The organism is Pseudomonas sp. 10C3 (assembly GCF_036346185.1).
In the GTDB taxonomy this organism is placed as follows: domain Bacteria; phylum Pseudomonadota; class Gammaproteobacteria; order Pseudomonadales; family Pseudomonadaceae; genus Aquipseudomonas.
Genome location: NZ_JASJVE010000004.1, coordinates 232,435 through 244,951 on the forward strand (window position 1 = coordinate 232,435; position 12,517 = coordinate 244,951).

Annotated in this window: 12 protein-coding genes and 1 pseudogene; 2 read left to right on the top strand and 11 right to left on the bottom strand. The window is 57.0% G+C overall.

Annotation, left to right across the window (positions count from 1 at the left end; genetic code table 11):
* Positions 1-211: 211 nt before the first annotated feature.
* A complete protein-coding gene (gene tcdA / locus QN399_RS05885; RefSeq protein WP_322178210.1) occupies positions 212-1,042 on the top strand; it encodes a tRNA cyclic N6-threonylcarbamoyladenosine(37) synthase TcdA in 831 nt (276 codons plus the stop codon).
* Here the strand turns inward: tcdA and QN399_RS05890 are convergent.
* The 4 genes from QN399_RS05890 to QN399_RS05905 all read right to left on the bottom strand — a co-directional run bounded on the left by QN399_RS05890 (position 1,018) and on the right by QN399_RS05905 (position 4,166).
* Positions 1,018-1,431 (bottom strand): SufE family protein, encoded by a 414-nt coding sequence (locus QN399_RS05890; RefSeq protein ID WP_322178211.1) that lies wholly within the window; start codon positions 1,429-1,431, stop codon positions 1,018-1,020. The genes tcdA and QN399_RS05890 overlap by 25 nt on opposite strands.
* Positions 1,428-2,633 (bottom strand): cysteine desulfurase, encoded by a 1,206-nt coding sequence (locus tag QN399_RS05895; RefSeq protein WP_330200680.1) that lies wholly within the window; start codon positions 2,631-2,633, stop codon positions 1,428-1,430. The genes QN399_RS05890 and QN399_RS05895 overlap by 4 nt, the downstream gene beginning before the upstream one ends.
* Before the next feature lie 66 nt (positions 2,634-2,699).
* Entirely contained in the window at positions 2,700-3,734 is a 1,035-nt protein-coding gene (dapD, locus tag QN399_RS05900) for a 2,3,4,5-tetrahydropyridine-2,6-dicarboxylate N-succinyltransferase (protein WP_322178213.1), read from the bottom strand.
* Between the two features lie 60 nt (positions 3,735-3,794).
* The gene (locus QN399_RS05905) at positions 3,795-4,166 is read right to left on the bottom strand and encodes an ArsC family reductase (protein WP_219061218.1); all 372 of its coding nucleotides are present in this window, start codon (positions 4,164-4,166) and stop codon (positions 3,795-3,797) included.
* 238 nt (positions 4,167-4,404) lie between these two features.
* Here QN399_RS05905 and QN399_RS05910 point away from each other — a divergent pair, with 238 nt between their 5' ends.
* A complete protein-coding gene (locus tag QN399_RS05910; protein ID WP_330200681.1) occupies positions 4,405-5,868 on the top strand; it encodes a phospholipid carrier-dependent glycosyltransferase in 1,464 nt (487 codons plus the stop codon).
* Between the two features lie 39 nt (positions 5,869-5,907).
* Here the strand turns inward: QN399_RS05910 and QN399_RS05915 are convergent, their stop codons facing one another.
* The 7 genes and pseudogenes from QN399_RS05915 to QN399_RS05945 all read right to left on the bottom strand — a co-directional run.
* A complete protein-coding gene (locus QN399_RS05915; RefSeq protein ID WP_322178216.1) occupies positions 5,908-7,485 on the bottom strand; it encodes a glycosyltransferase family 39 protein in 1,578 nt (525 codons plus the stop codon).
* 156 nt (positions 7,486-7,641) lie between these two features.
* The gene (locus QN399_RS05920) at positions 7,642-9,018 is read right to left on the bottom strand and encodes a UDP-glucose/GDP-mannose dehydrogenase family protein (protein WP_322215282.1); all 1,377 of its coding nucleotides are present in this window, start codon (positions 9,016-9,018) and stop codon (positions 7,642-7,644) included.
* Positions 9,015-9,428, bottom strand: coding sequence for a 4-amino-4-deoxy-L-arabinose-phosphoundecaprenol flippase subunit ArnF (gene arnF, locus QN399_RS05925; RefSeq protein WP_322178218.1), 414 nt, complete (start codon positions 9,426-9,428; stop codon positions 9,015-9,017). The genes QN399_RS05920 and arnF overlap by 4 nt, the downstream gene beginning before the upstream one ends.
* Entirely contained in the window at positions 9,425-9,769 is a 345-nt protein-coding gene (arnE, locus tag QN399_RS05930) for a 4-amino-4-deoxy-L-arabinose-phosphoundecaprenol flippase subunit ArnE (RefSeq protein WP_322178219.1), read from the bottom strand. Before arnE ends, arnF begins: the two co-directional genes overlap by 4 nt.
* Positions 9,766-11,412, bottom strand: a complete 1,647-nt coding sequence (gene arnT, locus QN399_RS05935; RefSeq protein WP_330200682.1) for a lipid IV(A) 4-amino-4-deoxy-L-arabinosyltransferase — start codon at positions 11,410-11,412, stop codon at positions 9,766-9,768. The genes arnE and arnT overlap by 4 nt, the downstream gene beginning before the upstream one ends.
* The gene (gene arnD, locus QN399_RS05940) at positions 11,409-12,293 is read right to left on the bottom strand and encodes a 4-deoxy-4-formamido-L-arabinose-phosphoundecaprenol deformylase (RefSeq protein ID WP_322178221.1); all 885 of its coding nucleotides are present in this window, start codon (positions 12,291-12,293) and stop codon (positions 11,409-11,411) included. Before arnD ends, arnT begins: the two co-directional genes overlap by 4 nt.
* Positions 12,293-12,517: pseudogene (locus tag QN399_RS05945) on the bottom strand (bifunctional UDP-glucuronic acid oxidase/UDP-4-amino-4-deoxy-L-arabinose formyltransferase); the annotation flags it as partial. The gene arnD and the pseudogene QN399_RS05945, both read right to left, overlap by 1 nt.

A 12,517-nucleotide genomic window follows, 5' to 3' on the forward strand; every position in this document is an offset into this window, starting at 1 on the left:
ACAGCCAGCCGATTGGCTATTGGTCAACGGCCACGCGACTAAGTTCGCTGGCAGGTCGTCTTGTCGTCCAAAATACTGGGTCTTGCAGGCAATATACAACAGAGTGTCAGGCATACAGGGTTGCGTTGATCGCGACGGCGGCTCATCAGGATAAAGATGCTCTGAGCCCCATAGCGACCTATAATGCGCGCCGGTTTTTGGGGTAATGGTCATGAACACAGAAGATCCGCGGTTTGCTGGCGTCGCCCGTTTGTACGGCATCGAGGGCCTGGAGCGGTTGCGCGCAGCCCATGTGGCGGTCGTCGGGATCGGCGGTGTCGGCTCGTGGGCGGCGGAAGCGATTGCCCGCTGCGGTGTCGGCGAAATCTCCCTGTTCGATCTGGATGACGTCTGCGTCAGCAACAGCAACCGTCAGTTGCACGCATTGGAGGGCACCATCGGTCGGGCCAAGGTCGAGGTCATGGCCGAGCGCCTGCGCGCTATCAATCCCGATTGCACCGTGCATGCCGTGGCTGACTTCGTGACCCGCGAGACCATGGCCCAATACATCACGCCTGATATCGACTGCGTGCTCGACTGCATCGACAGTGTCAACGCCAAGGCCGCCCTGATCTCCTGGTGCAAGCGGCGCAAAATCCAGATTATCACCACTGGTGGCGCAGGCGGACAGATTGACCCGACGCTGATTCAGGTCTGCGACCTCAATCGTACCTTCAACGATCCGCTGGCCTCCAAAGTTCGCTCGACCTTGCGCCGTGACTATGGGTTCTCGCGCACCGTGACTCGCCACTACAGCGTGCCGTGTGTGTTTTCCACCGAACAGTTGCGGTATCCCAAGCCAGACGGGAGCATTTGCCTGCAAAAAAGCTTCGTTGGCGATGGGGTCAAGCTGGACTGCGCGGGTGGGTTTGGTGCAGTAATGATGGTGACCGCGACCTTCGGTATGGTCGCGGCGACCAAGGCGGTGGACAAGATTGTCGCGGGCGTGAGACGTCCGGCGGATCGCGCCAAGCCTGTTCAGGCGCTGCCAGAGGCCAGTTGACGCATCCGCTGCAGCACCGCGTTCAAGCCGTTGCTGCGTGAGGGCGAGAGGTGTCGGCTCAGGCCCAACTGATTGAACCAGTTCGGCAGATCCACCTGTTGCAAGTCTTCAGCCGAGAGGCCGTTGACTCGCGCCAACAGCAAGGCCACCAGCCCCCGAATCAAGCGTGCGTCACTGGCTGCGCGAAACTGCCAGTGGCCGTCCGTCACGCTGCCGAGCAACCAGACCTGGCTTTCACAGCCATGCACACGATGTTCTTCGGTTTTTTCGTTGTCACTCAGGGCTGGCAGGCGTTCGCCCCATTGCATCAGCAGACGTGCGCGTTGTTCCCAGCTGTGGGATTGGTTGAAGGTTTCAAGGGCTGTTTGTGCGTCGACAGGCAGGCTCATCGCAGCAGTTCCAAGGCTTGATCCAGCGCGCTGAAAAAGCGCTCGAGATCGTCGGAGTCGTTGTACAGCGCCAAGGACACCCGGATTGCGCCTGGCAGGCCGAGGCTTTTGAGTAACGGCATGGCGCAATGATGCCCTGCGCGGACAGCGATCCCCTGTTCGGTCAGCAAGTGCGCCAGGTCGGCGTTGTGCACGCCTTCGACGACGAAACTCACCAGCGCCAATTGCGGAGCACCCAGAACGCGAATGCCTTCACGTCTGTTCAAACCGTCCAGCAGCAATTGATGCAGAGCCGCTTCATGCGCAACCACGGCCATGTGGTCGAGGCTTGCCAGATAGTCGAGGGTCGCGCCGAGGCCTATCACGCTGGCAATCGGCGGTGTACCAGCTTCGAATCCCAAGGGCGCAGGGCGAAATCTGGCGGTGTGATAATCGGCGGTCAGCACCATCTCGCCACCAAACTGCCAATGATGCAGGCGCGCGAGCGCTTCATTGCGGCCATACAGCACGCCAAGACCCTCGGGGCCATACAGTTTATGACTGGAAAATACATAGAAGTCGCAGCCCAATGCTTGCACGTCATGCCGGCCATGGACCACGCCTTGGGCACCGTCCACCACCGTCAATGCGCCATGGGACTTGGCCATGCTCAGCAACGCGGGCAGTGGCTGCCAGGCGCCCAGCACGTTGGATAACTGGCTGACTGCCAGCAAACGGGTGCGGGGGCCGATCAGTACGGCGGCGGCCACAAGATCAATCAGGCCGTTGGTGTCGAGCGGCAAGATGATCAACTTCAGATCGCAGCGGTGCGCCAATTGCTGCCAAGGCAACAGATTGGCGTGATGCTCCAGCGCGCTGATGACAATCTCATCACCGGCAACACACTCGTGCTCCAGACCATATGCCAACAGATTCAGGGCTGATGTTGCCCCGTGGGTGAAGACGATCTGTGCAGACTCGTCCGCATTCAGCCAGTGAGCAATCTTGCTGCGGCTGCTCTCGAACGCCTGGGTGGCGTTGGCGCCCGGCAAATGCTGTGCCCGGTGCACATTAGCCGCGCCATTGACGTAGTAATGATTAAGCGCGTCGATCAATGCCTGGGGTTTTTGGGTCGTTGCGGCATTGTCCAGATAGGTCTGGCCTTGCCGTTGCAGTGCGGCGATGGCTGGAAAATCAGCGCGCCAGGGGGAGGGCAGGGGCATGTTATTCAGCTCAATAGCCGGCTTTTAACGCTACGTATGCAGCGCTAAAAGCCGACGCGGGATCAATCAGTTGTGAGCGTGCAGCGTTGCGTTCAGTTCAACCGCCGACTTGTGGGTTTTGCATTCCACGGCGCCGGTCTGCGAGTTACGACGGAACAGCAAGTCTGGAAGGCCTGCCAGGTCGCGGGCCTTGACCACTTTCACCAATGCGTTTTTCTCGTCGAGCAGCGCGACTTTGGTCCCTGCAGTAACGTACAGTCCGGATTCCACCGTATTGCGATCACCCAATGGAATGCCAATACCTGCGTTGGCACCGATCAGGCAGCCTTCGCCGACCTTGATGACGATGTTGCCGCCACCCGACAGCGTGCCCATGGTCGAGCAACCGCCGCCCAGGTCGGAACCCTTGCCGACGAATACGCCCGCCGAGACACGACCTTCGATCATGCCCGGGCCTTCGGTGCCGCCGTTGAAGTTGACGAAACCTTCGTGCATGACCGTGGTGCCTTCGCCGATGTAAGCGCCCAGACGCACGCGTGCACTGTCAGCGATGCGCACACCGCTCGGCACTACGTAGTCGGTCATTTTAGGGAATTTGTCGACGGAGAACACTTCCAGAAACTCGCCTTTCAGACGCGATTCCAGCTGATGCTCAGCCAGTTCGCTCAGGTCCACAGCGCCTTGGCTGGTCCAGGCGACATTAGGCAGCAGAGGGAAAATCCCGGCCAGGCTCAGGCCGTGAGGTTTGACCAGTCGATGCGACAGCAAGTGCAACTTCAGGTAGGCCTCAGGTGTTGAGGTCAGTGCCGCGTCTTCGGCCAGCAAGGTTGCTACCAGCGGCTTGTGGCTTTCGGCCAGACGGGTCAGCAAGGCGGCTTGGCCAGCATCGACGGATTTCAGCGCGTCAGCCAGTTTTGAAGCCTGATCGGTATTGAACGCGATGGCCTGATTACCGCCGGTGTAACCCAGTAAGGGTGCGATGGCTGTAATGATTTCTGCCGACGGATTGATCAACGGCTGTGCGTAGAAGACTTCCAGCCACGCGCCTTGACGGTTCTGAGTGCCGATACCAAACGCCAGGCTGAACAGGGTAGTGGACATGCAAATACCTCTTACTGAATTCTCTAACTGATTAAAAGGGGGCTTCAGTAGCGCTCTGGCTTACTTGAAGGCCGCCGCATACAGATCGGGCTTGAAGCCAATCAGGGTTCTGTCACCGAGATCAAGCACTGGACGCTTGATCATCGAAGGTTGCACGAGCATCAGTTCTATTGCCTTGGCTTGGTCGAGATCGGCTTTTTGTCCGTCGTCGAGTTTGCGAAAGGTAGTCCCTGCCCGGTTTAAAACGACCTGCCAACCATGTTCGTCGCACCACTGAGTCAGGTGCTCACGGTCGATACCTACCGCTTTGTAATCATGAAAATCGTAGCTCAGGTTTTTTTCATCGAGCCAGGTGCGAGCTTTTTTCATGGTGTCGCAGGCCTTGATCCCGAAAAGGCGTAAGCCCTTGTTTTCACTGGAGGAATTTTCCATCCCCGAAACTCCCCGCGCCGTCCAAAAAAATCAACGGGTGATTATGCCACGTCCGTCTATTTGGCGCTTCGGCTGTCTCTTTCGGGATCAGTTGGCGATCTTAACGAAATTTCGATATTCGATCGGGTAAGCTCTCCGTCCTTCGCCTCGGACCTGCGAGATACCCACTCGCAGGTATTTCGACTCTGGCACACGACTCCGCTTTTTTTTGGGATTTACTTTCCCCTTTGGTGACTGAATGCGTACTCCTTTACCCACCTTTATTTTATTTGTGCTGGGTTGTCTGTTGTTTTTCTTTGCATTGGGTAATCACCAATTGCAAGGCTCGGCTGAACCTCGCGTCGCGGGCATCGCTATGGAAATGTACCTCGATAACGACTGGATAGTGCCCAAGCTCAACGGACAACCCTTTCTGGAAAAACCGCCTCTGAGTCTGTGGCTAGACTCCAGCGCCATAAAACTATTCGGTGGGACACCGTTGGCTGTGCGACTTGCATCGGCATTCGCTGGCCTGTTCAGTCTGATGTTGCTTTACGCCATGCTGCGCAAGCTCGGACGGCCAGCGACAATCGCCTGGGCCGCCGCGATCTTGATGGCCACCACGGCCAGCTACTTGAGTAACTCCAGGCAGGTCGGTGAGGATGCACTGCTTAGCCTTGGTGTCACATTGGCACTGCTGGCGTTTTTTTATGCCAGCCGCCAACAGGCCGAGCAAAGGCATTTTGCGCTTGGCTCCTGGCTGCTATTTGCATCCGGGATCATGATCGCTACGTTGAGTAAGGGGGTGCTGGGTCTTGCGTTGCCGGGTGTGGTGATCTTTACCTATCTGGTCGCCGAGAGCGTGCTTGAAAAACGGCTCACTGTTTCGCGCTGGTTGCGTCCAGCGCTGTTTACTGTGGTGGGTCTGATACCGCTGCTGGTATGGCTGGGTCTGCTGTATCAGCGTGGCGGCATGCAGATGCTGGGTGATGTGCTCTGGGCCAACAGCGTAGGCCGTTTCAGTGGCTCATTCGAAGGCGCCGGGCACTTTGAGCCGTTTTATTACTATCTGGTCAAGCTGCCGCAAGCGTTTCTGCCATGGAACCTGCTGGTCTATTTCGGCCTTTGGCACTTTCGCAAAGCCTTGGTGAGTAATCGCTACCTATTGTTCTTCAGCCTGTGGCTGGTGGCACAGTTCATCTTGCTGACCCTGGCCTCCAGCAAACGCATGGTCTATTTGATGTCGCTCACTCCCGCAGCGGCCGTGCTTGCCGCTGAATATGCTGCGGTGTTGCTTAAGGGGTTGCAGGAGCGTGCTCCGTCTTCGGCCTTTGCGGACAGGTTGTTACGCCATCGGCGCGTGTTGGTGCTCGGGGTCCTCGGCGCGGTGATTTTGGGCTACTTGGCAGCGGCTTTGTGGCTGGCACCACGTGCGGACCGCAACGAGTCCTTTGTGCCGTTGACTGCACAGGTCAAGGCTCTGCAAGCCAATGGGCAGCATGTCGTATTGTTCAAACCTAGCGAACGGCTGGCTGGCGCCACTGTGTTCTATAGCCAGAGCCGGCTTGAGGCCTTGCAGTCCGAGGCTGAGTTGACTCAGTTTCTCAGCGCAACGCCCGGCAATGTCGCAATCATGGAAAGCCGTAGCGAGCCTGTTGCACCCTTGAAGGTGGTGGAGAGAATCACTATCGGCCAGCGCGACTATTATTTCGTCGGGCAATAAGCAGGTTTATCGAATGCGCTACGGCGCATTCGATAAAGCTTACGGCAGGTGCAACAGCACGTAGTCATTCTTGTCGAATCGACCACTCAGCAGGGGCTGGAGCGCCGCGAATCGAGTGCTTTGCAGTGCCTGGTAATCGGTCTTGTCCATGACCAGCCAGGCAGGTCCCTGCACCACTTCGATGCCTTCAGGTGTATCAGTGAATATCGGCTTCAGGTCCTCGGGAATGTTGACCATGAACTTGATGGCCTTCGCGTCTTTACCCATGCTATGTAGAACCACAGGCGCCGGGTCACGCTGGATCAAATCACGTGCGGCCAAGGTAAAACTGCGGGTGTCGTAAAGCTCACGTTCTACGGGTTCGAAGACCAGTATGTAGCACGACCACATCGCCAGTACTGCACAGATTGCCAGGCCGACAGTTCGCCATTGCTGCTTGAACAGCAGGGCCAATGCAGCGATCTGCAGCACTGCCAGTACAGTCAATACCACGTTTATTGACCCCAGCTGTTCGGGAAAGCGCTGACGTGCCACCAGTAATCCAGCGATCAACAAGCCCGGCAGCAGCAACAAAATCCCCAGCGTCAAGCCACGCAACCAGGCAAATAAACGCCCTTCGACTGCCTGAAAAGGATAAGCCGCGATAATCGCTGCCATCGGTATCATCGGCAGCATGTAGCGTGCTTTTTTAGCCTGAGGTATGGACAGCCCTATCATTACGATCAGCCCGGCGGCGGTGCAAAACTGCAACAGTCGAAGCGCTGAAGTCTTGTGCTGGCGCCCTGCAAGCAATGTGACAGCCAACACCAGAATGGCCAGCGGGTATGCCAGCGCGTAGTTGCCAACCGAGCTGGTGAAATAGTACAGCGGGCTGCTCGATCCTTCCGAGCCATCCATGCGTGAACTGAATTGCATGCGCACGACTTCATGCATAAATGCCGAGCCACCACTGATGTCGGCAAGCAGCAACAGCACTCCGATACACGTTACCAATATCGCGAGGGCCATTAACCCAAACGTGAAAAAACGCCGCCACTGACCATTCAACAGGTAATAGCTACACAGCATGCCCGTCGGTACTACTAACCCTATCGGGCCGCGAATGGCGAACCCCAGCACCAGTAACGCCAGGATCAAAGCCATGCGCCTGGGCGCCTCGAAATGGTCTGCTGCGTAGCCCAGATAGAAGATGGCGAAGGCGACTGTCGCGAGCATCTGATCCAGTGACACAGCACGCGTTTCAGTAATGAAGTTATTGCTCAGCAAGAGCAGGGCAATACTAAGCAAAGCCCACTGACGCGAATACGGAGCGATCAGGCGGTAGATCAGCGACACCATCACCGCTGACGCGATGGCGGTAGGCAACCAGGCCGTCAGGCTGACCACTCGCCCTAAAGGCAGGGAAAACAGATAGATGAAAAATGTAGAGGTTGCAGAGTAGTCTGCATAAGGCTGGCCATAGGTTGTAGGGAAAAAACCTGGGCCATGGCGCAACATTTCTTCAGCAAACAATATGAAGCGTGAATCGAAACCGATCGCGGCCTGCTGGTAGTCTCCTGCAATGAACAGCAGCAGTGCCAGAACTCCCAGGCCGATAGATTGCTGGCGCAGGATCATCAAAGACGCCGTTGAGGGCCTTATCAAGGGTAGGGATGCCAATGTGAATCTCCAAACAAAGATAAGACCATCAGAGCATCCCCCCGAAAGGAGCGCTCACAGACACTCGTCATTCATGAGATCAGAGCCCGCTAAAGGCAGGCTCCGATCGCTAGGTTACTCGGGCGTGTTGCTGTCGGCGTTCCATTGTTGCTGGGGGATCGGCAGGTTGCGAGAATCGCCACGTCCCATTGGGAAGTAGTGGAAACCCTTGCGTGCCATTCTCTCGGTGTCGTAGAGGTTGCGTCCGTCAAAAATGACCGGTGTTTTGAGACGCTCCTGGATGAGTTTGAAGTCTGGAGCCTTGAACTGTTGCCATTCAGTGCAGATGATCAAGGCATCGGCGCCGCTCAGTGCTGACTCTGGTGTACCCATCAGGGCCAGACGAGGGTGATCGCCATAGATGCGTTGTGTTTCCTGCATGGCTTCTGGGTCATAGGCACGTACATCCGCGCCAGCTTCCCACAATGCTTCCATCAATACGCGACTAGGGGCATCGCGCATGTCGTCGGTATTGGGTTTGAATGCCAGGCCCCAGATCGCGAAGGTTTTGCCCTTCAGGTCACCTTTAAAGAAGGCGTTTACACGCTCGAACAGCTTGGTTTTCTGCCGTTGGTTGATGGCTTCCACGGCCTCTAACAGATCGCTTGAGCAATGCGCCTCTTGAGCGCTGTGGATCAAGGCGCGCATGTCTTTGGGGAAGCACGACCCGCCGTAGCCGGCGCCAGGGTAGATGAAGTGATAACCAATGCGTGAGTCTGCACCGATCCCCAGACGCACGGCTTCGATATCGGCGCCGAGGTGCTCGGCCAGTTCGGCGATCTGGTTGATAAAGCTGATCTTGGTCGCCAGCATGCAGTTGGCGGCGTATTTGGTCAGCTCGGCGCTACGCAGATCCATGAAAATGATGCGGTCGTGGTTGCGGTTGAACGGTGCATAGAGATCGCGCATGACCTCGCGTACTTCTTCACGTTCGCAACCGATCACAATGCGGTCTGGTTTACGGCAGTCGGTGACCGCCGAACCCTCTTTAAGGAATTCGGGGTTGGAGACGATATCGAACTCCAATGGGCGTCCGGCCAATGCTTTTTCCGTATGAATGCGCAGGGCGTCGCCGGTGCCCACGGGTACTGTGGACTTTTCGACGAGGATCAGCGGTTCGACGCGATGGCGTGCAACCGCCTCACCTACGGCGAAAACAGCGCTGAGATCTGCTGAGCCGTCATCGCTGGAAGGCGTGCCGACAGCGATGAACAGCACCTGACCGTGCTCGATGGCCAGCTTTTCATCACTGGTGAAATGCAGGCGCTTGCTTTCCAGGTTTTCCCTTACAAGGGCTGCAAGGCCAGGCTCGAAAATGCTGACGTGGCCCTGTTGAAGTTGCTTGACCTTGTTCTCGTCGATGTCCATGCAGATGACATCATGTCCGACTTCAGCCAGAACTGTCGCTTGTACAAGGCCCACATAACCACTACCGAATACGCTGATTTTCATACGGAGTTCCTAGAATTTACTACTGAATTTCGTTGCGAATTGATCGTAATGACGCCCAGGATGACCAAGGTCACCCCCAGTGTTTTTGATACGCTGAAATGCTCGTTGAAGAACGGTAGGCTGGCCGCGAGCAGATAGACTAACGCGTAACTGATACTTAGCAGTGAATAGGCTCGGGCTAGTGGCACGTCTCGCAAAGCCAGAAGCCAGCAAAGCATGGAAAGGGCATAGGCAAGGATCGCGGCGATAACAATACCCGCGGCAAGTGGGTCAATAGTGCCGCTGCCCAGCGCCTCGAGCCACTGAGTGGGGGATGGGAGGCGTGTCATGCTCCAGCGCATCCCGAGTTGTGCAGTGCTAACCAATAGAACACTGCCCATGGCCAAGGCGATACCGCGTTTCAGACTCATGTTTGCCGTCCTAGCAGGACCACGCCCGCAATCACCAATGCGACACCTAGCCAGTGCCGGCTATCGACGGGCTCGTGGAACAAGAATCGAGCCACTAAGGTGATAAGCACGAAGTTCAAGCTTAGCATCGGGTAGGCAATACCTACTTCCAGCCGTTGCAGAACCAGTAACCACAACAACAATCCAGAACCGAGACAGGCGAGCGCCAGCCATAGCCATAGAGAGCGTGCAGCGAGAAGAATGCCGGGGCTTTGCCCGCGCCAGCTCTCCACGGCAAACTTTTGCGCAATCTGGCCGAAACAGCTCAGTAGGCTAGCCGCGAACAAGAGAAGTAGGGTCATGGTTGTGACTGCGAAAAGATCAGTATCACGATATTTCCTTCCTCATAACGCTTGGCGTCTTTGGGGAGTAAGTCGACCTCATGCACTTCGTCTTCGCTTTTCACCCGCATCACGACCCCTACCGATCCTTCGCGTCGAGCCAGAGTTATCCATTGCTGGACATCTTCAAGGCCGACCGTGCGACCGGAGGCGTCTGGGTAGGTCAGGCCATATTTGAGCTCGCCGATTGTGTTGTACAGCGCCACATCGGGGCGTTGTACACGCCACGCCAGGGCAGAGGCAGCGCCGAGATCGTTGCTGAGTAAATGCCGTGCCTGACCCAGTTCCTGCGCGTGGCGGGCGATGAACAGGTCGGGGGTTTTGTTGAAAACCAGGCTGTTGGGCAGGGCCGCTGGCAGCAGAGCGACCACCAGCCAAATGCCGAGCGCAGGTGCGGCCCAGTAGAGCAGGGGTTTGATCGCTTGCAGGGCGTTGGCAATTATCCAGCCGATCAGAGCGATGGCCACCAATAACACGTGCAGCGGTTCGTTTTCATAGACCGGTTGTTTGAGTTGCACATACACCAACGCGAGCAAGGCGATCACGCCGAGCGTCATATTGAGCAGCCCATTGATACGCATCGTCCTGCTTTTGGCTTTCTCTATCTGAGCTATCAGCGTGTAACCCATGAGCAATGCCAGCGGCATCAGGCACGGCATGAGGTAGGTAGGCAGTTTGCCTCTGCTCATGCTTAAAAAGGCCAGTGGCAGCAGCAGCCAGAGCAGCAGAAAGCCGGTATTTGCCTGATGCTTGGTTCGCCACGCCTGTAGGAACGTTGTCGGCAGCAGTGCAACCCAAGGCAGGCTGGAAGCGACCAGCATCGGCAGGTAGAACCACCAAGGCTGAGAGTGCTGAGCGTCATCACTGGCGAAGCGCCGGATGTGCTCGTGCCAGAAGAAAAAGCTCCAGAAGTCGGGTTCGTGGGTTTGTACTGCCAGTGCCCAGGGCAAGCACACCACAATCGCTACGACGATGGCCAGCGGCCCGTGTTTCAGCAACTCACGCACGCGCTTTTGCCAGAGCATGTAGGGCAGTGCGATCAGTGCGGGCAGCAGCCAGGCGAGGAAGCCTTTGGTCATGAACCCCATGCCGCACGCCAAGCCGAGTAAAACCCAGCTGGTCAGTCGTTCCCGGCCAGTGCTGTGGATGGCGAACCAGAGCGCAACCATGCTCAGGTTCACCCATAGGGTGAATTGCGGATCGAGATTGGCATAGCCAGCCTGACCAGCAATCAAACCGAAACTCATGTAGAGCAGGGCGCAGGCAAAGCTTTTGCGTGGATCGTTCCACAAGCGCTTTGCAATCAGATAGGTCAGCACAACGCTGAGCCCAGTGCTCAGCACCGAGGCAATGCGTACACCGAATAAATTCTCACCGAATACTGCCTGACCGATTGCAATCAGCCAGTAGCCGGCGATGGGCTTTTCAAAGTAACGCAACCCCATGAAATGAGGTGAAATCCAATTGCCGCTGAGGAGTATTTCCTGGCTGATTTGTGCGTAGCGGCTTTCGTCCGGAATCCACAGGCCGTGCGAGGCCAGTGGGAGCAGAAAAGCCAGACAAAAAGCAAGCAGCAGCAAGGGCAGTGCCCAGCGCCGGATCATGCGTGCTGTACTCCCAGCCAACCCTCGCGGCCGCTCAGTGTGCCACGCACCAATTGTCCAGCAGGCAGGCTGCTGGCCTCGGCTGGCAGCAAGTCGCCAAGGGGTTGGAACAAAATATTTCGCAAACGCGCCTGCGCCAGCAATTGACGGAAGTCGTTAGCCATCAGAATCCCTTCTACTTCTGCGTGAATGGTGTAGACATTCAGTCCGGTCGGGTTGAATCGATCAAGAATGAATGCGTTGAAATCGCTGGCACTTAAATCCGGGCCGACGACCTCGTCGAAAGTGGGTAAATCCACCGGGATTTGTGGTGTGCCCAGACTGCCGTCCCCCAACCTTGGCCGAAACAGACTGTGCCCTCGGCAGTCACTGTTGTAGCGAAAACCGAATGATTCCTTGGCTTGAACGATGCGCTCATCGGCCCGCCAACCGGCGGAAGCAGAACACTCAACGGCCTGGCCGGTGATATCGCTGAGACAGTCCACGCCCCGGCGAATCTGCTCGATCAACTCCGCTTCGCTCCATCGTCCGGCATTGGCTTGCCAGCCATGGTGATCCCAGGCGTGCAGGCCGACTTCATGACCCGCATCCAGGGTTTGCCGCATCAAATGGCCAAGATCACGCCCGATGGGTTTACCCGGCCATGCGGTCCCGGCCACCAGAATGTCCCAGCCATAAAGACTGGCTGCACGTGAGCGCAGCATTTTCCAGAGGAACTGGGGGCGGAAGAGACGCCATAAATGGCGCCCCATGTTGTCCGGACCCACACTGAAAAAAAAGGTCGCTTTTACCTGCGCCTCATCGAGCATTTCCAGTAGCCGAGGCACCCCCTCCCGGGTGCCACGATAGGTGTCTACATCGATGCGTAGTCCTGCCTGCATTAGCGTTTATCCGCGATTTCGAGCATTGCTTCACGCAGGAAGAAGTCGAGGGTCTTGCCGATGGTTTCGCTCAGTTCGATGGTTGGGGTCCAGTCGATCAGGCGGCGAGCGTTATCGATGCTTGGCTTGCGGTGGGTCACGTCCTGGTAGCCGGTGCCATAGAACGACTGGCTTTCGACGTCACGGAAACCGGCGAAAGGAGGGAAGTTCGAGCGCAGTGGGTG